Raw genomic sequence first — 26,021 nt, 5'->3', positions numbered from 1 at the left:
AAAAGATAAAAAGCCCACCTGACTAGGTGGGTTTTCTGCTGGTCTATTTTCCAAAAATCTCTTTGAGGTCTGCGTCTGTAATCCCGATCATGGCTGGAATACTAGACCAGTTTTCCTCGGTGAGGATGTAGGATTGTTCAGAGTCACTTGCTGTGGTAGTTTCAGAGAAGGCTTGTTTACTTTCTTCAATATTATTTTCAATTAAATCACTGAAGCGCTCAATCAGATAGGTCTTGCGGGCAGTTCCGATATGCTTGACTGCATAGTCAAAGGCCTGTAATTCGCCAAGAAGGATGAGTTTGCTCTTGGCCCGTGTAATAGCTGTATAGATGAGATTGCGTTCCAGCATGCGCTTGCTGGAACTGGTGATGGGAAGGATGACAACGGGAAACTCACTTCCCTGCGACTTATGGATACTCATGGCATAGGCTAGACGAATTTTGTACCATTCGTTTCGAGGATAGATGACCTCATTGCCATCGAAATCAATGACAATCTCATCTTGTTTAGACTCGGTGTATTTTCCAGGAATCAAATCTGTGATGTAGCCTAGGTCTCCGTTAAAGACATTGACTTCGGCATCGTTGACTAGGTGAATGACCTTGTCACCTATTCGATAGTGACACTGAGTTGCTTCAAAGCTAACTTGCCCCTTTTGCTGAGGATTGAGCAGGTCTTGCATAAGCTGGTTGATGGCGTCAATGCCAGCAGTTCCTCGATACATAGGCGCTAGCACCTGAATATCGCGAGCCAAAATACCACTTCTGAGGGCAGCGCCAAGAATTTTCTCAATGGTAGCTGGGATATGGCCGCTAGCGATTTCAAAGTAGGAGCGGTCTGCTTTTTTCTGGGTAAAGTCGGCTGGCAAGATGCCTTGTCGAATCTGACTTGCCAAGGTGACGATGGTTGATTCCTCGTTCTGACGGTAAATCCGTTCTAAGCGAGTCTGGGGAATCAGTGCAATCTGGAGCAGGTCGGCCAGAACTTGGCCAGGACTGACAGAAGGTAGCTGGTCGCTGTCTCCCACGATGAGGATTTTACTGTTAGAAGAGATGTTGGAGAAGAGTTGGTTAGCTAGCCAAGTATCCACCATGGAAAACTCATCTACAATGATAAAGTCGGCATCCAGATAATCTTCCAGATGACTGGTATCATCGTCTCCTGTCATCCCCAAATGACGGTGTATGGTCGCGCTAGGCAAACCTGTTAATTCATTCATGCGCCGAGCCGCTCGACCAGTTGGAGCAGCGAGAAGAATCGGCAGGTTGCTTTTCTTCCTGAGATCAAGCCCTTCTAAAAGGGCATAAACAGCGATAATTCCATTGATAACAGTCGTCTTACCTGTACCAGGCCCACCTGTCAGGATAAAGACCTTGTTCTGGATAGCGTCGCAGATAGCCTGTTTTTGAATGGTATCGTACTGAATGCCCAGTTCTTGCTCGACAGTAGCGATATACTTGTGAATGGTTTCTAAGTTCTGACTCTTCTGCTTTCCTTTTTCAAGGATACGAACCAAGTGACTGCGAATGCCTTCTTCAGCGAAAAAGAGGCTGTTATCAAAGATTTTGGTATCAATCTGCTGAACCTTGTCTTCTTCGATCAAATGAGATAATTCCTGAGCTACTTGACTGGGGTCTAGTTCCACAGGACGGGAAGACTCGAGGAGAGTCAGGGTTTGTTCCAGCAAATCTCGGGCTTCCATATAGGTATCGCCTGTATCCATACAACCTTGAAAGAGACTATGGACAAGGCCAGCACGGAAGCGCTCGGGAGCTTGACTTTCGATGCCTAGTTCGGCAGCCAATTGGTCTGCAATGGTAAAACCCAATCCTTTGATATCTTCAACCAGTTGGTAGGGATAGTTTTCGACAATATCCAGCGTTTCTTCCTTGTAAAAGTCTTGAATCTGAAAGGCCAGTTTATTGGGAATGCCGTAGTTAGCTAGTTTAGCTAAGACCATCTCGGTTCCGTAGTTAAGACGAAGGGTGGAAACAAAAGCCTCACGGTTTTTGGCAGAGAGTCCTGCAATACTTTCTAGCTTTTCAGGATGTTCCAGAATTTCGTCAATGGTATTTTCACCATAGCTATCGACGATTTTCTGAGCAGTTTTGAGACCAATTCCCTTGAAATGACTGCTAGAAAAGTACTTGACGAGGCCCTTGCTAGTTGGTTTTGCTCGCTCATAACGACTGATCTGTAGCTGTTCTCCATACTTGGAGTGCTGAATGATTTGCCCCCAAAAAGTGTAGTCTTCACCCTCAATCACGTCCGCCATAGTTCCTGTAACAATGATTTCAAAATCGTCAAAGTCCTCCGCGTCCGTATCTTCAATATCTAGGAGGAGAATGCGATAAAAATTACTGAGATTTTCAAAAATAATCCGTTCAATGGTGCCTGAAAAATAAACTTCCATAGTTTTCCTTTACATGAGTTCGTGAGAGTTGGACCCTTAGCTTCTTTCAACAAGCTAGGAGACTAAAAGGTCTTCTTCTCGCAATAGAAAAAGAGACTGAGACTTAGCATTCTCGGCCTCTTCCTTATCTTAAAAAGTTCCGATACGGTTAAGTGGCCAGAAACGGAATTTTGCTTCGCCTTTGATTTCGCTAGCCTTGAAGGTACCAACATGGCGGCTGTCGCTAGAGACTAGACGATCGTCACCAAGAAGAAGGTACTCGCCTTGAGGGACAGTAAAGCTGAAGCTAGTGTTGGAATTGACATCGACCGTAAAGGCTTGTGCTTTTTGAGCAAGTTCTCTAAAGTAAACTCCCTTATTGCCTTCAAATCCTTTTCCAGTATAGGTGTTTTGCAACTTTTCTGTTTTGAACAAGTTGAGATATTCAGCTAGGTAAGGTTCATTCGTTTCTTCACCGTTGATAAAGAGCTTGTCATTTTCATAGCGGATGGTATCTCCAGGCATACCGATAACCCTTTTGACAATGTCTTTATTTCCGTCTTCCTCATGCGCAACCACGATGTCGAAGCGGTCAATTGGGAGGTGTTTAACAACGAAGAGAACTTCTCCGTCAGCTAGGGTAGGGTCCATAGAGTGTCCTTCCACACGGACATTGCTCCATAGAAAGATACGGCTAAGACCTACCAGTGCGATAATCAGGAAGAAAACTCCCCATTCTTTTAGAAATGTTTTAAACAAATTCATAACTCACCTTTCTAGAAGTGCTTTGGCTTTTTCAGTGTTTTTAAAATGTAGTTTGGCACAGAAATGAAGTCCTTTCATGCCATAGGCTTGCAGGATTTTGCTAGCTACCTTATCAGATGCAGTTCCAGCGCCACTTGGCAGATGATAGCCCAGTTCTCGTCCAAGATTTTCCAAGTTTTCGAGGAAGAGCTCCCGCGCGATGATGGAGCTAACGGCAACAGCCAGGTATTTTCCCTCGGCTTTTTCTTCCAAAGTAATCTTGTTTGGGAAATGGTTGGCTTCTTGCGCCAAGTACTTGTCATAGTTTTTAGGGCTTGTAAAAGCGTCAATCACGATTTTTTCTGGCTGGACTCCTTTTTGGAGGAGGAGAAAGATAGCCTGGTTGTGAAGAGCAACTTTTACAGAAACAGCATTGTAACGCTCTCCGATAACTTCGTTGTACTTGCTCGGTGAAAGGAGGAGCGCTTGGTGCGAAATCTTTTCCTTGAGGATAGGGGCAATCTGACGAATCTTTTGGTCTGTCAGGGTTTTTGAATCCCCCACACCAAGTTCTCGCAAGAAGTCGTGCTGGTCAGGTGTCACGAAGGAGGCCACGACAGCCAGCCCACCAAAGTAGGAACCATTTCCCACCTCATCAGTCCCAATCATAGGAAAATCTTGTCCACTGGTTTCCTCTACAACTTGATAGCCAAAGAAACTAGCGTACTGTTCAGCAGCTTCGCCCTGCAGGAGGACTTTTCCAGAAGTATAGATGGAAACCGTTGCCTGAGGCAGGCGCAAAAAATAGCGAATATAAGGATTTTTACTAGGACTGAGAGCCTTCTGATACTGACTTAAAAAGCTCTGAATTTCCTGTTCACTTGGTGTGAGTGTGATACTTACCATAGTCTCTATTGTACCACAAAAGCAGGAGAATTGGTAAAAACTGACAAAGTTAGCGAAATTTGGTATAATATCGTGAGGTGAATTTTATGGCAAATCTAAATCGATATAAGTTTACATTCGGGAAAAAGACATTAACCTTGACAACCGAGCATGACAACCTCTTTATGGAGGAAATTGCCAAGGTTGCGACTGAAAAATACCAAGCAATTAAAGAACAAATGCCTGGGGCGGATGATGAAACCATTGCGCTTCTTTTGGCGGTCAATTGTCTGTCTACACAGCTCAACCGTGAGATTGAATTTGATGACAAGGAGCAAGAGTTGTTAGAACTCCGCCACAAGTTGATTGCTGTCAAACAAGAACAGAGCAAGATTGAGGATTCCCTATGATTTCAATCCTACTCTTATTGGTTCTGGCTTGGGGCTTTTACATCGGCTACCGTAGAGGTTTGGTCCTGCAAGTTTATTATTTCCTCGTTGCAGTGATTTCAGCCTTTGTTGCGGGACAGTTTTATAAATCATTGGGAGATCACTTCCACTTACTTGTCCCTTATGCCAATCCTCAAGAAGGACAGGGCACCTTTTTCTTCCCTTCAGACCAGCTGTTTCACCTAGACAAGGTCTTTTATGCAGGCCTAGCCTACCTTTTAGTTTTCGGAATTTGTTATAGTATCGGACGTTTTATCGGTTTGTTCCTGCACTTGATTCCAACTAAAAAGCTTGATGTCAAATGGTTGCGTATCGGATCAGGCGTTTTGTCTCTATTGGTAACCTTATTTGTCTTGCAAATGGCTCTGACCATCCTTGCAACAGTGCCTCTGGCAGTCATTCAAAATTCACTCGAAAAAAGTACAGTAGCCAAACACATCATCCAAAGTGTCCCTTTTACGACAAACCTTATCAAACAACTCTGGGTGACAAATTTAATCGGATAAAAAGGGCGGGATTTTTCCTAGCCCTTTGTTTACAGATTGGAGGACTAGGTCAAAACCTCTAGTTGCTATAATCTTGTAAACCAGTACACAAGGAAAAAATATGAATACAAAAATACTAGAAACTTTAGAATTCAATAAAATCAAAGCTTTGTTTGAACCTCATCTCCTGACTGAACAAGGACTAGAGGAGCTAAAAGGCTTGGCTCCAACTGCCAAGGCGGATAAGATCAAACAAGCCTTTACAGAGATGGAGGAAATGCAAGCCCTATTTGTGGAGCAACCTCACTTTACCATCCTAGCGACGCGTGAGATATCAGCTGTTTGCAAGCGTCTGGAGATGGGGGCGGACCTCAATATCGAGGAGTTCTTGCTCCTCAAACGGGTCTTGCTGGCTAGCAGAGAGTTGCAAGGATTTTATACCAATCTCGAAAACGTACGCTTGGAGCAGCTGGCGAGATGGTTTGAAAAACTACATGAGTTCCCACACTTGCAAGGGAGTCTCCAAGCCCTAAATGATGCAGGATTTATCGATAATTTTGCCAGCGAAGAGCTAGCACGTATCCGTCGGAAAATCCATGATAGCGAGAGTCAAGTTCGAGATGTCTTGCAAGACTTGCTCAAGCAAAAAGCGCAGATGTTGACGGAAGGCATAATCGCTAGCAGAAATGGCCGTCAAGTCTTACCAGTCAAGAACACCTATCGCAATAAGATTGCAGGTGTTGTCCATGACATCTCTGCTAGTGGTAATACGGTTTATATCGAGCCACGTGAGGTGGTCAAGCTGAGCGAAGAAATCGCTAGTCTGCGAGCTGACGAACGCTATGAGATGATTCGCATCCTACAGGAGCTCTCGGAACGCGTCCGCCCTCATGCGGCAGAGATTGCTAATGACGCATGGATTATCGGCCATCTAGACCTGATTCGTGCTAAGGTTCGCTTTATTCAAGAAAGACAAGCAGTCGTTCCTCAACTTTCAGAGAACCAAGAGATTCAACTCCTTCATGTTCGCCATCCTTTGGTCAAAAATGCAGTGGCAAACGATGTACACTTTGGTAAGGAATTAACGGCCATTGTCATTACAGGTCCCAATACAGGTGGGAAGACCATCATGCTCAAAACCTTGGGTTTGACTCAACTCATGGCCCAGTCAGGCTTGCCCATTTTAGCTGATAAGGGGAGCCGTGTTGGTATTTTCGAAGAAATCTTCGCAGATATTGGGGATGAGCAGTCTATCGAGCAAAGCTTGTCTACCTTCTCGAGCCACATGACCAATATCGTAGATATTCTTGGCAAGGTCAATCAGCACTCGCTCTTATTGCTAGATGAGCTCGGGGCAGGTACCGATCCGCAGGAAGGAGCAGCGCTTGCTATGGCTATTCTGGAGGATCTTCGTCTGCGTCAGGTCAAGACTATGGCGACGACCCACTATCCAGAACTCAAGGCTTATGGTATTGAGACAGCCTTTGTGCAAAATGCCAGCATGGAGTTTGACACAGCCAGCCTGCGTCCGACCTATCGCTTTATGCAGGGAGTTCCTGGTCGAAGCAATGCCTTTGAAATTGCAAAACGTCTGGGCTTGTCAGATGTCATCGTAGGAGATGCCAGCCAGCAGGTCAATCAAGATAATGATGTCAACCGTATCATTGAGCAATTAGAAGAGCAAACGCTTGAAAGTCGCAAACGCTTGGACAATATCCGTGAGGTGGAGCAAGAAAACCTCAAGATGAACCGAGCACTCAAAAAACTTTACAACGAACTCAATCGCGAGAAGGAAACTGAGCTCAACAAGGCGCGTGAACAAGCTGCTGAAATTGTGGAACTCGCTCTAAATGAGAGTGACCAGATTCTCAAGAATCTTCACAGTAAGTCTCAACTCAAACCCCACGAAATCATTGAAGCCAAGGCTGAGCTGAAAAAACTGGCTCCTGAAAAAGTCGACTTGTCTAAAAACAAGGTCCTTCAAAAGGCCAAGAAAAAACGAGCTCCGAAGGTGGGGGATGATATTGTGGTCCTCAGTTATGGACAACGTGGAACCTTGACCAATCAACTTAAGGACGGCCGTTGGGAAGCCCAAGTTGGTTTGATCAAGATGACCTTGGAAGAGAAAGAATTTGACCTTGTTCAGGCCCAGCAAGAAGCCCCAGTCAAGAAAAAACAAGTCAATGTCGTGAAACGTGCATCTGGTCGTGGCCCACAAGCCAGACTGGATCTTCGTGGCAAACGGTACGAAGAGGCCATGAATGAGCTGGACGCCTTTATCGACCAAGCCCTGCTCAATAACATGGCGCAAGTCGACATCATCCACGGTATCGGTACGGGAGTCATCCGTGAGGGCGTCACCAAATACCTGCAAAGAAACAAGCATGTCAAGAGTTTCGGCTATGCTCCACAAAATGCTGGAGGCAGTGGCGCCACCATTGTAACCTTTAAAGGATAGAGAGAAGAAGGATTCACTCTTTCTGAAAAAAGAAGTGAAAAGTCAAAAAATTTCATAGAATATATTGACAAGGGCTAACTTTTCTTGTAGAATAATAAAAAATAAAATACCAACACCGAATGAAGTTTAATAGAAGTGGAGAAAGGTTTGTTTTCCATGACTGTAAATGGACGGAACTCTGGAGAGACCGTAAAGGCACCGAAGGGGCAAGGCAGGTAACTGCTCAAACTCTCAGGTAAAAGGACAGAGCTAGGATAGACCGCTTTTTGGCATTTATCTAAGCATTCCAGAGTACATGTATCTTGCATGTACTCTTTCTTTTGGGGTTGAAAGATAGGAGAAGGACATGTTAGAATTGCTTAAAGCGCTTGATGCTTTTGCTTGGGGGCCTCCCCTCTTGATCTTATTGGTCGGAACGGGTATCTATTTGACCATCCGACTGGGCCTTTTGCAGGTTACTCGTCTCCCTAAGGCCTTTCAGTTGATCTTTACCAAGGACAAGGGGCACGGCGATGTGTCGAGCTTTGCTGCTCTCTGTACGGCTCTAGCAGCCACAGTTGGTACGGGAAATATCATCGGGGTAGCGACAGCCATTAAGGTTGGAGGACCAGGGGCCCTCTTTTGGATGTGGATGGCGGCCTTCTTTGGGATGGCGACCAAATATGCCGAAGGATTGCTGGCCATCAAATACCGTACTAAGGATGCAAATGGAGCTGTAGCTGGAGGACCCATGCATTACATCCTTTTGGGGATGGGAGAAAAGTGGCGTCCACTTGCTATCTTCTTTGCCCTAGCGGGTGTATTGGTAGCCCTCCTAGGGATTGGTACCTTTACCCAAGTCAATTCGATTACAGAATCCATTCAAAATACAGCCCAAGTTAATCCAGCTATCACGGCTCTGATTTTATCCATTTTTGTAGGGATTGCTGTCTTTGGTGGCCTCAAATCCATATCAAAAGTTTCGACAGCAGTGGTTCCTTTTATGGCTATTGTCTATATTTTAGGAACTCTTACAGTTATTCTCTTTAATATCGAGAAAGTCCCAGCTACACTTGCTCTCATCTTTACTTCAGCCTTTAGTCCAGTTGCTGCGGTAGGTGGTTTTGCAGGTGCCAGCATTCGGATGGCTATCCAAAATGGTGTGGCGCGAGGAGTCTTTTCTAACGAATCTGGTCTTGGTTCAGCTCCCATCGCAGCGGCTGCAGCTAAGACAAATGAACCGGTCGAGCAAGGCTTGATTTCCATGACAGGAACCTTTATTGATACCCTCATTATATGTACGTTGACTGGTTTAACAATCTTGGTAACTGGTGTTTGGAGTGGTGATTTGAATGGAGTTGTCTTGACTCAGTCAGCCTTTTCAACAGTTTTTTCACACTTTGGACCTGCCCTCTTGACCATCTTCCTCGTCCTCTTTGCCTTTACGACGATTCTCGGATGGAACTACTACGGAGAACGCTGTTTTGAGTTTCTCTTTGGTGTCCGCTTTATCTGGCTCTATCGTGTAGTCTTTGTAGTCATGGTCTTGTTGGGAGGATTTATCGAGTTGGATATGGTTTGGATTATCGCAGATATCGTCAATGCCTTGATGGCTTTACCAAACTTGATTGCCCTCTTAGTCTTGTCGCCAGTCGTCATTGCTGAGACTAAAAAGTATTTTAAACACTAACCCAATCACACTTTTAGTGTGATTTTTTCATTTCATAGACATTTCCTATCAAGGCGATTGAAAATATATATTATCCAAGGGGAAAATTCTATGATAGACTAAATGACAATAAAATGAAAAGAGGTTTCTTATGACAACATTTACCATCCACACAGTAGAATCAGCACCAGCAGAAGTAAAAGAAGTTCTTGAAACAGTACAAAAAGATAACAATGGCTATATTCCCAACCTAATCGGTCTCTTGGCCAATGCCCCAACCGCGCTTGAAGCCTACCGAACTGTCGGAGCCATCAACCGCCGCAATAGCTTGACACCAGTAGAACGTGAAGTGGTGCAAATCACAGCTGCCGTAACCAATGGTTGTGCTTTCTGCGTCGCAGGTCACACAGCCTTTTCAATCAAACAAATCCAGATGAATGATGATCTTCTTCAAGCCCTCCGCAACCGTACTCCGATTGAAACAGATTCTAAATTGGACACCCTAGCTAAGTTTACCTTGGCGGTCATCAATACCAAAGGGCGTGTAGGTGATGAAGCCTTGGCTGAATTTTTGGAAGCTGGCTACACACAACAAAATGCCTTGGATGTGGTTCTCGGTGTTAGTCTTGCTAGCCTTTGCAACTATGCTAACAACCTAGCCAATACCCCTATTAACCCAGAATTGCAGCCTTATGCATAAAAGGAGGGAAGAGTATGGGATTTTTTTCCGAAGAGTTTTTGAGCTGGTTAGACCAGCATGCTGATGAAATTGATAAACAGTCTTGTGAGGCTGGAGAGCAACTGATTGAAAGGATTGCAGCAGAAGGAGCTTTTCGTGTAGGTGTTCCGGAATCTCTCGGTGGTTCAGGCGGAAGCAATCATGATGTCATTGATATCCTAGCAGAGCTCGCTCAACATTCCTTGACGGCCTCCTTTATTTCTTGGGGACAACGCACCCTAATTGACAATATTCTCCATTCAGAGAATTCCTATTTGAAAGAAAACTATCTGGAAAAACTCTTGTCCGGTGAATATGCAGGCGCAACCGCCCTGTCTAATGCTGTCAAGTATTTATCTGATTTAGAAGAGCTGAATGTTTATATCGTCGAAGAAAATGGACAATTTTATCTAAAAGGGCGCCTACCATGGGTAACCAATGCCCGTAGAAATCGATTCTTAACCATTTTTGTAGCAGGATTTGCTGATGATCCAAGTAAAAGTTATGTGGTGGCTGTGCCATCAGATGCAGAGAATTTTAGTCGTTCGGAAGACTTAGAATTCGTTTCTCTTCAGGGAGGAAACACTGCTGCTTTGACCTTTAATCGAGTTCCTTTAAAAGAAGAGTGGATTCTATCCAAGAATGCTAAAGAATTTTTAACTCAAAATCGTCCCACATTTTTAGGTTACCAATTTGGTTTGGCTTTTGGATTAGCTGGACGCTCCCTATCAGAAGTAGAAAAAGAATTGGGGAAACGAAGTGTATTAACAGATGAATGGCAATACCAGATAGAGCAGTTAGATGCTATTCGGCAAGCTCTTTATCAGGGATTGTCTGACCATTCCTATTTCGTTACCAATCCGCGTGAACTCTTTCAGTTAAGAATAGACATTGTGGATGTGGTTGCTCAGAGTCTGCTATTAGAGTTACAAGCTGGTGGAGGTAGAGGCTACTTTAGCAAATCAACATCTGGTTTTACCCGTCGTTGGAATGAAGGAGCCTTTCTTCCGATTGTCTCTCCAAGCGCTGTTCAGTTGCGCCATATCTTAGCAACGAGTTAAAAAATAGTAGAATAAAAACGAAGTTTGAATTTCCAACTTCGTTTTTTAAGTCCTCATTTAAGTGCTTTTATGCTATACTAATAATAACATGATTATTGGAGGCTCGGATGAAAAAACTCCCCTTGGTATTTTCTGGCTGTTTACTAGGCTTAGCAGGTGCAGGAAATCTGATTGCAGATACTTGGCCTGTTCTGTCGCATTTATTGAGTCTGATTGGTTTAGTTTTGTGGCTTTTCTTTCTGATTCTTCATCTTTTTAATTGGGAAGAAACCAAGCAAGAATTGACCAAGCCCCCTCTTTTGTCTGGGATGGCCACTTTTCCTATGGCTGGGATGATTTTATCGACCTATGTCTTTCGCGTATTCCCTGCTCTTTCTTTGCTAGCACAAGGGATCTGGTGGTTTTCCTTTCTCTTGGATTTGGCTTTGATTGCGACTTTCACCATCAAATTTGCCTGTCCAGGTCGGAGGGTTAATGCGACTCCTAGCTGGACGGTACTCTATGTAGGGATAGCAGTAGCAGCCCTGACCTATCCTCTTGTCGGTATCATTGAAATTGCCTATGCAACCTTGAGTTTTGGTTTTGTCTTGACCTTCTATCTCTATCCCCTTATTTATAGTGATTTAAAGAAAGATCCACTCCCAGTGGCCTTGCTTGGACAGGAAGGAATCTACTGTGCTCCCTTTTCCCTACTCTTGGCTTCTCTAGTTCGAGTTGGAGGAGCAGGCCTACCGACTTGGCTCTTGATTGTCATGATTTTGGCATCTCAGTCCTTCTTTTTCTTTGTTTTGACTCGCCTGCCCAATATTTTAAAACAAGGATTTCAACCAGCTTTCTCAGCCCTCACCTTTCCAACCATTATCACAGCTACTTCGCTCAAGATGGCTCAGGGGATCTTGAAACTTCCATTTCTGGATTGTCTGGTGTTTGCTGAAACTGTTATATGCCTCACTATTTTATTCTTTGTATTGGGTGCTTATCTGATTTGGTTACGAAAAAAGGTCTAGCTAGAAATAGCTAGGCCTTATTTTTTATGGTTTGATAACTTCAGCGCCACCCATGTATGGACGAAGAGCTTCTGGAATAGTTACAGAACCATCTTCATTTTGGTAGTTTTCAAGAATGGCAGCCACCGTACGTCCAACTGCAAGTCCAGAACCGTTCAAAGTGTGAAGGAGTTTCACCTTGCCATCGGCTTCATCACGGTAACGGATTTGGGCACGACGGGCTTGGAAATCTTCTGTATTTGAACAGCTTGAGATTTCACGATAGGTATTTTGGGCTGGAATCCAAACTTCCAAGTCGTAAGTCTTGGCTGCTGAGAAGCCCATATCTCCAGTAGAGAGGGCAACGACACGGTATGGAAGGTTGAGCTTTTGAAGGATATTTTCAGCGTTAGCTGTCATTTTTTCCAATTCTTCATAAGATTCTTCTGGTTTGGCAAATTTGACCATTTCAACCTTGTGGAATTGGTGCAAACGAATCAAACCACGTGTATCACGACCTGCAGAACCAGCCTCAGAACGGAATGATGGACTCATAGCGGTAAAGTAGATTGGTAGGTCTTTACCGTCAAGGATTTCATCACGGTAGTAGTTTGTAAGAGGAACTTCAGCTGTAGGAATGAGGACATAATTAGTGTCTTTCAATTCAAAAGTATCTTCCTTGAATTTTGGATATTGACCAGTACCAAACATAGAGTCATGGTTAACCATGTAAGGCGTGATGACTTCCGTATAGCCTTCTTTACCATGCTCATCCAACATGAAGTTGTAGATAGCACGTTCCAAACGAGCCCCAAGTCCTTTATAGAAGAGGAAGCGAGCGCCTGTTACTTTACCACCGCGTTCCCAGTCAAGGATACCCAAGTCTTCACCAAGATCCCAGTGAGCTTTTGGTTCGAATTCAAACTCGCGCGGAGTCCCCCAACGGCGAACTTCCACATTGTCATCTTCATCAGCCCCAACAGGAACGCTGTCGGCAGGGATGTTTGGAAGAGTAGTGGTAAATTCTGTCAATTTAGCATCGATGTCCGCCAATTCAGCATCCAAGGCTTTGACTTCAGCAGATAGGGTTTGCATAGCAGCAATCTTGTCATCGGCATTTTCCTTGTTTCGCTTGGCTTGGGCAATCTCAGCAGAAACTGTGTTACGTTCTGCTTTTAGAGTTTCAACCTTGACCAAGATGTCACGACGTTTAGCATCGATTTCTTTCATCTCATTTAAGATAGCAGCATCTACACCACGTGTAGCTAATTTTTCAGCGACAGCATCAAAATCTGTGCGAATACGTTTAATATCTAACATAAGAACTCCTTTATGAAAAAAGCACACCTGACAAAGCGTTGGAGTGGCAGGGCCACGGTTCCATCCAACTTCACAGGTGTGCACTTGATTGTGTATTTGATTGTGAATAACGGTAGAATTTCACCTATCCCTCCTATCTGCTCACAGCACCCGCAGACTTTCTGAAAGAAGAGGATAACCTACTTATCCGTTGCTATGATTATACTAAAGTTTCTACTTTTTTGCAAATAGATTTTTAAGTTTTTGTCCAATGGTCTGGAGTAGAGTCGGAAGTTTCACAACCTTGTCGTTTCCTAATTTTTCCCGAGCGATTTTTAGGATAGCTCCAGAGTCTTTTGAAGCGAAAAGGAATTTTCCTTGATCGGTGAAGACTTCAAAGTGACGGCTGATCTTGCGACCACTTACGTTGGCTCCGATTTGTTGAATGCTGGACCAAGGGATTTGGATATATTGTTCGACATTGACATCAGGATAAAACTCTAAGGCTTGATCACCAACTAGAAATTTTCCAACTTTTCCAGAGATAGAGAGGTAAGATGTCCCAGTAGTTTGGAGGTCAATGACTTGATTGAGTGATTGGGCCATGATTAGTCTTCCTTACTTTCACCGAAAAAGGCATGATAGAGAGCCTTGATAGCTGCTTTTTCTTGCTCTTTATTGACAACAAACATGATGGAAACTTCACTTGAACCTTGGGACATCATCTGGATGTTGATTTTATTCTCAGACAAAGCACGTGTTGCAGTAGCAGTTACCCCGATATGGCTCTTCATCTTTTCTCCAACAATCATAATGATGGAAAGGTCATGTTCGATTTCAGCATGGTCTACTTCAGCTTTTTGAACGAGTTGACGTAGAATTTCTTCTTCTTTGATAGGAGTCAATTCACGGGAGCGGAGGATGATTGAAAGATCGTCGATACCTGTAGGCATGTGTTCCCAACCGATATTGAGGTCCTCAAGGATTTGCAGAACCTTGCGACCAAACCCGACTTCGCGGTTCATGAGGTATTTTGACATGTTGATGCTGACGAATCCTGAGTCACCTGCAATCCCTACTACTGGGAATTTATCACTACTGTGTTCTAAAACAATACGCGTACCTGGGTGGTCAGGGTTGTTGGTATTCTTGATAACAAGAGGAATTTTTCCGCGGTAAGCGGGTAGAAGGGCTTCATCATGAAGGACAGAAAATCCAGCGTAAGCCAACTCACGCATTTCACGGTAGGTTAATTCAGGAATGGAGTGAGGTTGGTGGATAATACCAGGATGGGCAGCAAAGATACCATCTACGTCCGTAAAGTTTTCATAGAGATCAGCCTTAACACCTGCTGCAATGATAGAACCTGTGATATCTGAACCACCACGTGAAAAAGTACAGATTTGATTTTCCTTAGTCACACCAAAGAAACCAGGGATGACAAGAACTTCGTTGCTATCAGCCAAGCCTTCAATCTTGTCATAACTAGATGGAATGATGCGTGCGTTTCCTGGTTCACTTGTGACAACAATTCCAGCTTCTCTTGGGTGAACATAGCGTGCATCGATGCCGTTTTGGTTAAAGTAGGCTGCAATCAATTTGGCATTGTTATTTTCTCCAGCCGCTAGGAAGGTATCATAGAGAAATTCATTGTCCTCTATAGGAAGAGTTGTCAAGGCCCGAATACTTTTAGAGATTTTTTCTAAAACAGCAGGTTTTAACCCTAGTTCACTAACCATAGCGGCATAACGGTCAATGATCCAATTTTGGCTAGTGCTGATGTCATTTCCAGCCACATAGTCGCGATAGTATTTGATCAAGGCATCAGTTACCTTGGTATCTTCAGCATTGCGTTTACCGGGTGCAGAAACAACCACAAAACGGCGCTCTTTATCGCTTTTAACGATGTTTAAAACTTTTTCTAACTGACCAGCAGAGGCAAGCGAGCTTCCACCAAATTTTACAACCTTCATAAGGACTCCTCAAGTAAGTATTTTATACGATTATAGCAGAAAGAGGGGCATTTTTCAATGACGAAAATAACTTCCTATTATAATAGAAGAAAACACTAACTTATTCTGAAAAGCGATAACGATTTAAAAGTAAGAGTGTCAAATTTTACTCACACTCATAAATGATGGGTAAATAATCAGCTGAGACACTTTCCTTTAGTTTTTCCTTGCCTCTTTATCCAAAAAAAGGTATACTTTGATGATAAAACAATTTCATTGCCTTATAAAAGAAAAGGAGAAGCTATGAATCATATCTTATATCAGATCGTAGATGATCTGGCTATCATTACTTTGAATCGTCCCGAAGTGGCAAATGGTTTTCATATCCCAATGTGTGAGGAAATTTTAGAAGCTTTGACCCTAGCAGAGCAGGATCAAGCTGTGCAGTTCATCTTGATTAATGCGAATGGGAAGGTCTTTTCAGTTGGAGGAGACTTGGTTGAGATGAAACGCGCAGTGGACGAAGATGATATCCCATCTTTGAATAAGATTGCAGAATTAGTCAATACAATTTCTTTTAAAATCAAGCAAATTCCAAAACCTGTTTTGATGGAGGTAGATGGAGCGGTCGCTGGTGCTGCAGCAAATATGGCAGTAGCAGTTGATTTCTGTTTAGCGACTGACAAGGCAAAATTCATTCAAGCCTTTGTTGGAGTTGGATTGGCGCCAGACGCTGGTGGGATTCATCTCTTGAGTCGTAGTATCGGGGTAACACGGGCTGCACAACTTGCTATGACAGGTGAAGCTTTGACTGCTGAAAAAGCGCTAGAATGGGGCGTGGTATACCGTGTTTGTGAAGTTGACAAATTAGAAAAAACAAGAGAACAAGTTCTGAAAAAATTAAGAAGAGGTTCAGCAAACTCATACGCAGCGATTAAAAAGTTAGTTTGGGAAAGTCAATTTAAGGATTGGCAGAATTATGCTGAATTAGAATTGAAACTACAAGAATCGTTATCTCTAACTGAAGATTTTAAAGAAGGGGTTCGAGCACATTCTGAAAGAAGAAGACCGAAATTTACAGGAATGTAAAAAAATACTTGCACAATTTTTTGAAGTTTGTTATACTTCTTTTATCAAATGTTTTGATTGTAAAAGCTTTTTGAGGGGGAGGGAAACGATTTGGACTACCAACAAGTAAATGATTATCTAACATCTATTTTTAATAACGTCCTTGTGATTGAGGAGGTTAGCTTACGAGGTAGTCGATTCAAAGACATCTCCATCAAAGAAATGCACACGATCGATGTGATTGGGAAGTTCCCGGAGGCAACGCCAAGTAAGGTTTCAAAAGAACTGATGGTAACTCTTGGGACAGTGACGACGAGTTTGAATAACCTGGAGAGAAAAGGTTATATTGAGCGTATTCGTTCTGACCAAGACCGTCGAGTGGTCTATCTGCATTTGACAAAGCAAGGTCGTTTGGTTCACCGCCTTCATAAACGGTTCCACAAGGCTATGGTCGAAAAAATCATCGATGGCATGAGCCCTGAGGAAAAAGAGGTCATGGGCAGAGGTTTAACGAACCTTTATCAATTTTTGGAGGATTTGAAATAATGGCTTTTGCAAAAATAAGCCAGGTTGCTCATTATGTTCCAGAGCAAGTGGTCACTAATCATGACTTAGCCCAAATCATGGACACAAGCGATGAGTGGATTTCAAGTCGGACAGGAATTAAACAGAGACATATCTCAAAAACAGAGTCTACAAGTGATTTGGCGACAGAAGTAGCTAAGAGCCTGTTGGCTAAAGGGAGCTTAACAGCAGATCAGATTGATTTTATCATTGTAGCGACGATTACCCCAGATTCGATGATGCCTTCCACAGCAGCTCGAGTTCAGGCAAATATCGGAGCGCATAGAGCTTTCGCCTTTGATTTGACAGCAGCTTGCAGTGGCTTTGTATTCGCTCTCTCAACTGCAGAAAAGTTTTTAAGTTCTGGACAGTTCAAAAAAGGGATTGTTATCGGGGCTGAGACCTTATCCAAGGCAGTTGATTGGTCAGATCGTTCGACAGCTGTTCTCTTTGGGGATGGTGCTGGAGGGGTTCTCTTGGAAGCGAGCGAAATACGTCACTTCCTTGTGGAAAGTCTCTATACAGATGGCTCTCGGAGCGAGTGTTTGACCTATGGTCAAACGGCTTTGGCTTCTCCTTTCTCAGATCAAGAAGCAGTTCCTGCTTTTTTGAAGATGGATGGACGAGCAGTTTTTGATTTTGCAAATCGTGATGTTGCTAGATCAATCAAAGAAACCATAGAAAATGGTCCAATCGCAGCATCGGAATTGGATTATCTCTTGCTTCATCAGGCAAATATCCGCATTTTGGATAAGATGGCTAAGAAGATCGGCGTAGACCGAGACAAGCTTCCTGCCAATATGATGGAGTATGGAAATACCAGTGCAGCAAGTATCCCGATTTTGCTCTCAGAGTGTGTGGAGAATGGCATGATTCGTTTAGATGGTAGCCAGACGATTCTCCTATCAGGCTTCGGTGGAGGTTTGACATGGGGCACACTCATTCTTACAATCTAGGTAATCATGTGGTAAACACATAGTTATAAATTTTTTATATTTTAAAGGAGTCCTATCATGGCAGTATTTGAAAAAGTACAAGAAATTATCGTTGAAGAACTTGGGAAAGACGCATCAGAAGTAACACTTGAATCTACTTTTGATGATTTGGATGCAGATTCATTGGACTTGTTCCAAGTAATCTCTGAAATCGAAGATGCTTTCGATATCCAAATCGAAGCAGAAGATAACTTGAAAACAGTTGGTGACTTGGTTGCCTACGTTGAAGAGCAAACAAAATAATTAACATATTACTAGAAGGAGTAGGGGAAACCCACTCCCTCTTGTTTAGGTAATAGTTTGAAACTCAAATGATAAACTCATCGAACTATTACGTAAGCAAGGAATGATGGAGGCACTATGAAAACACGTATTACAGAATTATTGAACATTGATTATCCTATTTTTCAAGGAGGAATGGCCTGGGTTGCGGATGGTGACTTGGCTGGTGCAGTATCAAAAGCTGGTGGTCTAGGGATCATCGGTGGTGGGAATGCACCTAAAGAGGTCGTAAAGGCTAATATCGATAAAATCAAATCACTTACGGACAAACCTTTTGGTGTTAACATCATGCTCTTGTCACCTTTTGTAGAAGACATCGTTGATCTCGTGATTGAAGAAGGGGTCAAGGTGGTGACAACTGGTGCAGGAAATCCAAGTAAATACATGACTCGTTTCCATGATGCAGGAATTACAGTTATTCCTGTTGTTCCAAGTGTTGCTTTGGCAAAACGCATGGAAAAAATTGGTGCAGATGCAGTTATTGCAGAGGGGATGGAAGCCGGTGGACATATTGGTAAATTAACAACGATGACCTTGGTTCGCCAAGTTGCTGCAGCTGTTTCAATTCCAGTTATCGCAGCTGGAGGAATTGCGGACGGTGAAGGTGTCGCTGCAGGCTTTATGCTTGGTGCCGAGGCCGTTCAAGTTGGTACGCGTTTCGTAGTAGCTAAGGAATCTAACGCCCATCCAAAATACAAGGAAAAAATCTTAAAAGCGCGTGATATCGATACGACTATTTCCGCTCAACACTTTGGACATGCTGTTCGTGCCATTAAAAATCAGTTGACACGTGACTTTGAGCAGGCTGAAAAAGATGCCTTTAAACAAGAAAATCCAGATTTAGAAATCTTTGAACAAATGGGAGCTGGTGCTCTTGCTAAAGCCGTTGTTCATGGAGATGTTGAAGGTGGATCTGTCATGGCAGGTCAGATCGCTGGTTTGGTTTCTAAAGAGGAAACTGTCGAAGAAATCCTAAAAGATTTATACTATGGCGCAGCCAAAAAAATTCAAGAAGAAGCCTCTCGTTGGGCAGGAGTTGTAAGAAATGACTAAAACAGCCTTTCTATTTGCGGGTCAAGGTGCTCAGTATCTAGGAATGGGGCGTGATCTCTATGATCGCTATCCTATCGTCAAGGAAACAATTGACCAAGCCAGTCAGGTTTTGGGTTATGACCTTCGTGACTTGATTGATAAGGAAGAAACCAAGTTAAACCAGACTCGTTATACGCAGCCAGCTATTTTAGCGACTTCGGTTGCTATTTACCGACTATTGAAAGAAAAAGGCTACCAGCCAGATATGGTAGCAGGATTGTCTCTTGGGGAATATTCTGCTCTTGTAGCAAGTGGGGCCTTGGACTTTGAGGATGCAGTTGCCTTGGTTGCTAAGCGCGGTGCTTATATGGAAGAGGCTGCACCTGCAGGCTCTGGGAAGATGGTTGCGGTTCTCAATACTCCAGTTGAAGTGATTGAGGAAGCTTGTGAAACAGCCTCTAAAGTTGGAGTAGTGACTCCAGCTAACTACAACACCCCAAGCCAAATCGTTATCGGTGGCGAGGTGGCTGCGGTTGACCGCGCAGTTGAACTCTTGCAGGAAGCAGGAGCTAAACGATTGATTCCTTTAAATGTATCTGGTCCTTTCCATACAGCCCTTCTTGAGCCAGCCAGTCAGCAACTAGCTGGAGCTCTTGAGGGAGTGAGTTTCTCTGATTTTACTTGCCCACTAGTCGGCAATACGGAAGCTGCTGTTATGGAAAAAGATCGAATCCAAGAGCTTTTGACGCGTCAGGTCAAAGAACCTGTTCGTTTTTATGAAAGTATTGCTGTGATGCAGGATGCTGGGGTAACCAACTTTATTGAAATTGGTCCTGGTAAGGTCCTATCAGGCTTTGTCAAAAAAATCGATAAAACAGCTCAGCTAGCTAACGTTGAAGACCAAGCAAGCTTGGATGCTTTGTTAGGAAACTAATGATCCCTTCTCCCACAAAATACAACAGGAAATAGGAGAAATAGAATGCAACTTACAAACAAAAATGTCTTTGTAACAGGTTCAAGTCGTGGTATCGGACTTGCCATTGCTCACAAATTTGCCCAACTAGGCGCTAATGTAGTCTTGAATAGTCGAGGAGCAATCTCAGAAGAATTGCTGGCTGAGTTTTCAAACTACGGCGTCAAAGTAGTACCGATATCAGGTGATGTTTCAGACTTTGCAGATGCCAAGCGTATGATAGATCAAGCGATTGCAGAACTCGGTTCTGTCGATGTCTTGGTCAACAATGCTGGGATTACTCAGGATACGCTTATGCTCAAGATGACCGAAGAAGACTTTGAAAAAGTGATTAAGATCAACTTGACAGGTGCTTTCAACATGACGCAAGCAGTCTTGAAACAGATGATCAAGGCACGTGAAGGTGCGATCATCAACATGTCTAGTGTGGTCGGTTTGATGGGAAATATCGGACAAGCCAACTATGCAGCTTCTAAAGCAGGTTTGATTGGTTTTACCAAGTCAGTTGCACGTGAAGTTGCCAATCGCAACGTACGCGTAAATGCTCTTGCACCAGGGATGATTGAGTCAGATATGACTGCTGTTTTATCTGATAAGGTCAAGGAAGCGACATTGGCCCAAATCCCAATGAAACATTTCGGTCAAGCAGAACATATCGCAGATGCTACAGTGTTCCTGGCTGGACAAGATTATTTGACTGGACAAGTTCTCGCTGTTGATGGCGGACTTAGCATGTAAAAAATAAGGAAAGATATAGGTAAGACAGATGAAACTAAATCGAGTTGTAGTAACAGGTTACGGATTGACCTCTCCTATCGGAAATACTCCAGAAGAATTTTGGAACAGTTTGCAAACTGGGAAGATTGGAATTGGAGAAATCACTAAGTTTGACCACAGCGAATTTGCTGTGCACAATGCGGCAGAAGTTCAAGATTTCCCATTTGATAAATACTTTGTCAAAAAAGATACTAACCGTTTTGACAACTATTCTTTGTATGCCTTGTATGCGGCTCAAGAAGCGGTGACAAATGCAAATCTTGATGTAGAAGCAATCGATAAAGATCGCTTTGGTGTCATCGTGGCTTCTGGTATCGGTGGTATCAAGGAAATCGAAGATCAGGTTATCCGTCTTCATGAAAAAGGTCCAAAACGCGTTAAACCAATGACACTTCCAAAAGCCTTGCCAAATATGGCTTCAGGAAATGTTGCCATGCGCTTCGGAGCAAACGGTATCTGTAAATCAATCAATACAGCCTGCGCCTCATCAAATGATGCCATCGGAGATGCCTTCCGTTCAATCAAGTTTGGTTTCCAAGATGTCATGTTAGTTGGTGGATCAGAATCATCTATCACTCCTTTTGCCATCGCTGGTTTCCAAGCGTTGACTGCCCTATCAACTACAGAGGATCCAACTCGTGCTTCTATCCCATTTGACAAAGACCGTAATGGTTTTGTGATGGGAGAAGGTTCAGGTATGTTGGTTCTTGAAAGTCTTGAACATGCTGAAAAACGTGGCGCAACTATCTTGGCTGAAGTAGTTGGCTACGGTAATACCTGTGATGCTTACCATATGACTTCACCTCATCCAGAGGGTCAAGGTGCGATTAAGGCCATGAAGTTGGCTTTGGAAGAAGCAGAAATTTCTCCAGAGCAAGTGGCTTACGTCAATGCCCACGGAACTTCAACTCCTGCTAATGAAAAAGGAGAAAGTGGTGCTATCGTAGCTGTTCTTGGTAAAGAAGTACCTGTATCTTCAACTAAGTCCTTCACAGGACACTTGCTTGGTGCTGCAGGAGCAGTGGAAGCCATCGCTACCATCGAAGCCATGCGTCATAACTATGTACCAATGACAGCTGGAACAAGTGAGTTATCAGACTATATCGAAGCGAATGTCGTTTATGGACAAGGCTTGGAGCAAGAAATCCCTTATGCTATTTCAAATACTTTTGGTTTTGGTGGACACAATGCGGTTCTTGCTTTCAAACGTTGGGAGAATAAATAATTATGAATTTAAATGAGATCAAGGACTTGATGGCTCAATTTGACCAATCAAGTTTGAGAGAATTTTCTTATAAAAATGGAACGGACGAATTGCAGTTCAGTAAGAATGAAGCAAGAATGGCTTCTGAAGTACCAGCTCAAGTTGTTCCAGCGCCAGCTGCAGTAGCTGCAAGTCCAGTAGTTTCTACCCCTTCAACTCCAGTTGAGAGTGCAGTGGAAGAAGCACCAGCACCAGCTGAAACGACGGTTACTCCAGAGGGTGATGTCGTTGAGAGCCCACTTGTAGGGGTGGCTTACTTGGCCGCTGGACCAGATAAACCTGCCTTTGTCACAGTTGGAGACAGTGTTAAAAAAGGTCAGACTTTGGTGATCATCGAAGCCATGAAAGTCATGAATGAGATTCCTGCACCTAAGGATGGTGTGGTGACAGAAATTCTCGTTTCAAATGAAGAAATGGTTGAGTTCGGTAAAGGATTGGTACGCATCAAATGATCGATATTCAAGGAATCAAAGAAGCTCTACCCCATCGCTACCCCATGCTCCTAGTGGATCGTGTCTTGGAAGTGAGCGAAGATACCATTGTTGCCATTAAAAATGTGACCATCAACGAACCTTTCTTCAATGGTCATTTTCCTCAATACCCAGTCATGCCAGGTGTTCTTATCATGGAGGCCTTGGCTCAGACTGCTGGTGTCTTGGAATTGTCCAAACCTGAAAATAAAGGGAAACTGGTCTTCTATGCTGGCATGGATAAGGTTAAGTTCAAGAAGCAAGTTGTACCAGGTGACCAATTAGTCATGACGGCTACTTTTGTTAAACGTCGTGGTACGATTGCTGTGGTTGAAGCAAAGGCTGAAGTAGATGGTAAGCTTGCAGCGAGTGGTACTCTTACCTTTGCAATTGGAAACTAAGGAGGATCTCCATGTTTCGTAAAATTTTGATTGCCAACCGTGGTGAGATTGCGGTTCGCATTATTCGAGCTGCGCGTGAATTGGGCATTGCGACCGTGGCAGTTTATTCAACTGCTGATAAGGAAGCCCTTCACACACTCCTAGCGGATGAAGCTATCTGTATCGGACCTGGTAAGGCGACAGAATCTTATCTCAATATCAATGCAATTTTGTCTGCTGCAGTCTTGACAGAAGCAGAAGCCATCCACCCAGGCTTTGGTTTTCTTAGCGAAAACTCCAAGTTTGCCACGATGTGTGATGAAGTGGGGATTAAGTTTATCGGCCCTTCTGGGGCTGTAATGGATACCATGGGAGATAAGATCAATGCGCGTGAGCAAATGATCAAGGCTGGGGTTCCAGTTATCCCAGGATCTGATGGTGAAGTTCACACGGCTGAAGAGGCGCTTGCAGTTGCAGAAAAAATTGGCTATCCAGTCATGCTTAAGGCATCGGCAGGTGGTGGTGGAAAAGGGATTCGTAAGGTTGAAAAGGCAGAAGACTTGGTCGCAGCCTTTGAAACAGCATCCAGTGAAGCCAAGGCCAATTTTGGAAATGGCGCTATGTATCTTGAGCGTGTGATCTATCCAGCTCGCCATATCGAAGTTCAGATTCTTGCAGATCAAGAGGGTCATGTTGTCCATCTTGGTGAACGGGACTGTTCACTCCAACGGAATAACCAAAAGGTCTTAGAAGAAAGCCCATCTATTGCGATTGGTAAAACCCTTCGTAATGAAATTGGTGCTGCAGCCGTTCGTGCAGCAGAGTCTGTAGGCTATGAAAATGCAGGGACGATTGAATTTCTTCTCGATGAAGCCAGTGGCAATTTCTACTTCATGGAAATGAATACTCGTGTGCAAGTTGAACACCCAGTCACAGAGTTTGTTTCAGGTGTTGATATCGTGAAAGAACAGATCCGCATTGCTGCCGGGCAACCTTTACCTTTCAAACAAGAAGATATCGTCCTACGAGGCCATGCTATCGAGTGCCGGATCAATGCAGAAAATCCAGCATTTAACTTTGCTCCAAGCCCAGGGAAAATTACCAATCTCTATCTACCAAGTGGTGGAGTTGGCTTGCGCGTGGACTCAGCAGTTTATCCAGGCTATACCATTCCCCCTTACTATGATAGTATGATTGCCAAAATCATTGTTCATGGGGAGAATCGTTTTGATGCTCTTATGAAGATGCAACGGGCACTTTATGAACTTGATATTGAAGGAGTGCAAACCAATGCAGACTTCCAGTTGGATCTGATTTCAGACCGCCGAGTTATCGCTGGTGACTACGATACTTCCTTCTTGATGGAAACTTTCTTGCCAAAATACCAAGAAAAAGAATAGACTTTCAAACAGTATGAGAACTAAAAGGGGGAGTTATGGCTCTATTTAGTAAAAAGGATAAGTATATTCGGATCAACCCTAACCGTTCCGTAAGGCAGAAACCACAAGCCAAGCCTGAGGTTCCGGATGAACTCTTCTCCCAGTGTCCTGGTTGTAAACACACCATTTACCAAAAGGATCTTGGAAGCGAACGAATTTGTCCCCATTGTAGCTATACTTTCCGTATTTCAGCTCAGGAACGCTTGGATTTGACGATTGATTCTGACAGCTTTGTGGAGATGTTTACGGGTATTGAAACTCAAGATCCATTAAACTTTCCTGGCTACCAGAAAAAATTGGCTACTATGCGTGAAAAGACAGGTTTGGATGAAGCAGTACTAACTGGTACAGCTAGCATCAAGGGACAAAAAGTTGCCCTTGGGATCATGGATTCAAACTTTATCATGGCTTCTATGGGAACCGTTGTGGGTGAAAAAATCACACGCTTGTTTGAGTATGCAACGGTAGAAAACTTGCCAGTCGTTCTCTTCACAGCTTCTGGTGGAGCCCGTATGCAAGAAGGAATCATGAGCCTGATGCAGATGGCTAAAATTTCTGCAGCAGTTCAACGTCATTCCAAGGCAGGACTTTTTTACCTAACTATTTTAACCGATCCGACAACGGGTGGAGTGACCGCTTCTTTTGCTATGGAAGGGGATATTATCCTAGCGGAACCCCAAAGTTTGGTTGGTTTTGCTGGGCGTCGTGTTATCGAAAATACAGTTCGGGAGACCTTGCCGGATGACTTCCAAAAGGCAGAATTTCTGCTTGAACATGGATTTGTTGATGCAATTGTCAAACGGAGAGAATTGCCTGAAACAATTGCTAAATTAGTGAGATTGCATGGAGGAAGTCGCGGATGAATATTGCAAAAATAGTCAGAGAGGCACGCGAGCAGAGTCGCTTGACTGCACTTGATTTTGCCAATGGAATCTTTGACGAGTTTATCGAATTGCATGGAGATCGCTCTTTCCGTGATGATGGTGCGGTTATCGGTGGAATTGGCTGGTTAGGTGAACAGGCAGTAACTGTCCTTGGTATCCAAAAGGGAAAAAGTCTTCATGATAACCTCAAACGAAATTTTGGGCAACCACATCCAGAAGGCTATCGTAAGGCCTTGCGCCTGATGAAACAGGCAGAAAAGTTTGGCCGTCCAGTTGTGACCTTTATCAATACGGCGGGTGCTTACCCAGGTGTTGGTGCCGAGGAACGTGGACAAGGTGAAGCAATCGCCCGAAACCTGATGGAAATGAGTGACCTCAAGGTTCCAATCATCGCGATTATTATTGGTGAAGGAGGATCTGGTGGGGCTCTAGCTCTAGCCGTAGCTAATCGTGTCTGGATGTTAGAAAACTCAATCTACGCCGTACTTAGCCCTGAAGGATTTGCCTCTATCCTTTGGAAGGATGGAAGTCGTGCTATGGAAGCGGCGGAGTTGATGAAAATCACTTCACACGAACTCCTAGAAATGGGAATCGTAGACAAGGTAATCTCAGAAGCAGGGCTGTCAAGTAAAGAACTGCTAGGTTGCGTTAAAAATGAATTGCGTGTAGAACTAGATAGGTTGCAAGAACTACAACTCGACCAACTTATCGAAGAACGTTACCAACGCTTTAGAAAATACTAAGAAATTTTAAAAGCTAGAACTATGTGTTCTAGCTATTTTGATAATAGAGCATGGATAAACATGAATACTCTAG

General features: G+C 43.6%; 26 protein-coding genes and 2 other annotated features. Of the genes, 20 read left to right on the top strand and 6 right to left on the bottom strand.

Annotated elements, in window-relative coordinates:
• Positions 1-43 precede the first annotated feature (43 nt).
• The 3 genes from V470_07945 to V470_07935 form a co-directional block, all read right to left on the bottom strand.
• Positions 44-2,413, bottom strand: a complete 2,370-nt coding sequence (locus tag V470_07945; GenBank protein AHZ48346.1) for an exodeoxyribonuclease V subunit alpha — start codon at positions 2,411-2,413, stop codon at positions 44-46.
• 129 nt (positions 2,414-2,542) lie between these two features.
• Positions 2,543-3,157 (bottom strand): signal peptidase, encoded by a 615-nt coding sequence (locus V470_07940; protein ID AHZ48345.1) that lies wholly within the window; start codon positions 3,155-3,157, stop codon positions 2,543-2,545.
• Between the two features lie 3 nt (positions 3,158-3,160).
• Entirely contained in the window at positions 3,161-4,042 is an 882-nt protein-coding gene (locus tag V470_07935) for a ribonuclease HIII (protein ID AHZ48344.1), read from the bottom strand.
• A gap of 86 nt (positions 4,043-4,128) precedes the next feature.
• Between V470_07935 and V470_07930 the strand changes: the two genes are divergently transcribed.
• The 7 genes from V470_07930 to V470_07900 all read left to right on the top strand — a co-directional run bounded on the left by V470_07930 (position 4,129) and on the right by V470_07900 (position 11,847).
• A complete protein-coding gene (locus V470_07930; GenBank protein ID AHZ48343.1) occupies positions 4,129-4,431 on the top strand; it encodes a seryl-tRNA synthetase in 303 nt (100 codons plus the stop codon).
• The gene (locus V470_07925) at positions 4,428-4,976 is read left to right on the top strand and encodes a colicin V production protein (GenBank protein AHZ48342.1); all 549 of its coding nucleotides are present in this window, start codon (positions 4,428-4,430) and stop codon (positions 4,974-4,976) included. The genes V470_07930 and V470_07925 overlap by 4 nt, the downstream gene beginning before the upstream one ends.
• A gap of 100 nt (positions 4,977-5,076) precedes the next feature.
• Positions 5,077-7,413 carry a DNA mismatch repair protein MutS gene (locus tag V470_07920; GenBank protein ID AHZ48341.1) on the top strand — a complete coding sequence of 779 codons (2,337 nt, stop codon included), beginning with the start codon at positions 5,077-5,079 and terminating at the stop codon, positions 7,411-7,413.
• A 168-nt stretch (positions 7,414-7,581) separates the two neighbouring features.
• Positions 7,582-7,670 (top strand) — a binding site (glycine riboswitch).
• An 89-nt stretch (positions 7,671-7,759) separates the two neighbouring features.
• Positions 7,760-9,082, top strand: a complete 1,323-nt coding sequence (locus V470_07915) for a sodium:alanine symporter (GenBank protein ID AHZ48340.1) — start codon at positions 7,760-7,762, stop codon at positions 9,080-9,082.
• 130 nt (positions 9,083-9,212) lie between these two features.
• The gene (locus V470_07910; GenBank protein AHZ48339.1) at positions 9,213-9,761 is read left to right on the top strand and encodes an alkylhydroperoxidase; all 549 of its coding nucleotides are present in this window, start codon (positions 9,213-9,215) and stop codon (positions 9,759-9,761) included.
• Positions 9,762-9,775: 14 nt separating this feature from the next.
• Positions 9,776-10,840, top strand: coding sequence for a dehydrogenase (locus V470_07905; protein ID AHZ48338.1), 1,065 nt, complete (start codon positions 9,776-9,778; stop codon positions 10,838-10,840).
• A gap of 107 nt (positions 10,841-10,947) precedes the next feature.
• Positions 10,948-11,847, top strand: a complete 900-nt coding sequence (locus tag V470_07900; protein ID AHZ48337.1) for a C4-dicarboxylate ABC transporter — start codon at positions 10,948-10,950, stop codon at positions 11,845-11,847.
• 24 nt (positions 11,848-11,871) lie between these two features.
• Here the strand turns inward: V470_07900 and V470_07895 are convergent, their stop codons facing one another.
• From V470_07895 to V470_07885, 3 genes are all read right to left on the bottom strand, one after another.
• The gene (locus tag V470_07895; GenBank protein AHZ48336.1) at positions 11,872-13,146 is read right to left on the bottom strand and encodes a serine--tRNA ligase; all 1,275 of its coding nucleotides are present in this window, start codon (positions 13,144-13,146) and stop codon (positions 11,872-11,874) included.
• 36 nt (positions 13,147-13,182) lie between these two features.
• Positions 13,183-13,345: a sequence feature (T-box leader), on the bottom strand.
• Between the two features lie 14 nt (positions 13,346-13,359).
• Positions 13,360-13,731 carry a ManO gene (locus V470_07890; protein ID AHZ48335.1) on the bottom strand — a complete coding sequence of 124 codons (372 nt, stop codon included), beginning with the start codon at positions 13,729-13,731 and terminating at the stop codon, positions 13,360-13,362.
• A 2-nt stretch (positions 13,732-13,733) separates the two neighbouring features.
• The gene (locus V470_07885; protein ID AHZ48334.1) at positions 13,734-15,098 is read right to left on the bottom strand and encodes an aspartate kinase; all 1,365 of its coding nucleotides are present in this window, start codon (positions 15,096-15,098) and stop codon (positions 13,734-13,736) included.
• 282 nt (positions 15,099-15,380) lie between these two features.
• Here V470_07885 and V470_07880 point away from each other — a divergent pair, with 282 nt between their 5' ends.
• The 13 genes from V470_07880 (at position 15,381) to V470_07820 (ending at position 25,948) form a co-directional block, all read left to right on the top strand.
• A complete protein-coding gene (locus tag V470_07880; GenBank protein AHZ48333.1) occupies positions 15,381-16,166 on the top strand; it encodes an enoyl-CoA hydratase in 786 nt (261 codons plus the stop codon).
• 90 nt (positions 16,167-16,256) lie between these two features.
• The gene (locus V470_07875) at positions 16,257-16,691 is read left to right on the top strand and encodes a MarR family transcriptional regulator (GenBank protein AHZ48332.1); all 435 of its coding nucleotides are present in this window, start codon (positions 16,257-16,259) and stop codon (positions 16,689-16,691) included.
• Positions 16,691-17,665, top strand: coding sequence for a 3-oxoacyl-ACP synthase (locus tag V470_07870; protein ID AHZ48331.1), 975 nt, complete (start codon positions 16,691-16,693; stop codon positions 17,663-17,665). Before V470_07875 ends, V470_07870 begins: the two co-directional genes overlap by 1 nt.
• 57 nt (positions 17,666-17,722) lie before the next feature.
• Entirely contained in the window at positions 17,723-17,947 is a 225-nt protein-coding gene (locus V470_07865) for an acyl carrier protein (GenBank protein ID AHZ48330.1), read from the top strand.
• A gap of 117 nt (positions 17,948-18,064) precedes the next feature.
• Complete coding sequence (locus V470_07860; protein ID AHZ48329.1) at positions 18,065-19,039, top strand: 2-nitropropane dioxygenase; 975 nt, start codon at positions 18,065-18,067, stop codon at positions 19,037-19,039.
• On the top strand, positions 19,032-19,952 hold the full coding sequence (locus V470_07855; protein ID AHZ48328.1) for an ACP S-malonyltransferase: 921 nt from the start codon (positions 19,032-19,034) through the stop codon (positions 19,950-19,952). The genes V470_07860 and V470_07855 overlap by 8 nt, the downstream gene beginning before the upstream one ends.
• A 45-nt stretch (positions 19,953-19,997) precedes the next feature.
• Positions 19,998-20,729, top strand: coding sequence for a 3-ketoacyl-ACP reductase (locus V470_07850; GenBank protein ID AHZ48327.1), 732 nt, complete (start codon positions 19,998-20,000; stop codon positions 20,727-20,729).
• A gap of 28 nt (positions 20,730-20,757) precedes the next feature.
• Positions 20,758-21,993 carry a 3-oxoacyl-ACP synthase gene (locus V470_07845; protein ID AHZ48326.1) on the top strand — a complete coding sequence of 412 codons (1,236 nt, stop codon included), beginning with the start codon at positions 20,758-20,760 and terminating at the stop codon, positions 21,991-21,993.
• Between the two features lie 2 nt (positions 21,994-21,995).
• A complete protein-coding gene (locus tag V470_07840) occupies positions 21,996-22,484 on the top strand; it encodes an acetyl-CoA carboxylase (GenBank protein ID AHZ48325.1) in 489 nt (162 codons plus the stop codon).
• Entirely contained in the window at positions 22,481-22,903 is a 423-nt protein-coding gene (locus tag V470_07835) for a hydroxymyristoyl-ACP dehydratase (GenBank protein AHZ48324.1), read from the top strand. The genes V470_07840 and V470_07835 overlap by 4 nt, the downstream gene beginning before the upstream one ends.
• Positions 22,904-22,914: 11 nt before the next feature.
• Positions 22,915-24,282 carry an acetyl-CoA carboxylase gene (locus V470_07830; protein AHZ48323.1) on the top strand — a complete coding sequence of 456 codons (1,368 nt, stop codon included), beginning with the start codon at positions 22,915-22,917 and terminating at the stop codon, positions 24,280-24,282.
• Positions 24,283-24,317: 35 nt separating this feature from the next.
• Positions 24,318-25,184 carry an acetyl-CoA carboxylase subunit beta gene (locus V470_07825; protein AHZ48322.1) on the top strand — a complete coding sequence of 289 codons (867 nt, stop codon included), beginning with the start codon at positions 24,318-24,320 and terminating at the stop codon, positions 25,182-25,184.
• Positions 25,181-25,948 carry an acetyl-CoA carboxylase subunit alpha gene (locus V470_07820; GenBank protein AHZ48321.1) on the top strand — a complete coding sequence of 256 codons (768 nt, stop codon included), beginning with the start codon at positions 25,181-25,183 and terminating at the stop codon, positions 25,946-25,948. The genes V470_07825 and V470_07820 overlap by 4 nt, the downstream gene beginning before the upstream one ends.
• The last annotated feature ends 73 nt before the right edge of the window (positions 25,949-26,021 follow it).

This window comes from Streptococcus sp. VT 162, from assembly GCA_000688775.2.
Lineage (GTDB): Bacteria > Bacillota > Bacilli > Lactobacillales > Streptococcaceae > Streptococcus.
This window is presented reverse-complemented; position numbering and strand designations above follow the sequence as displayed.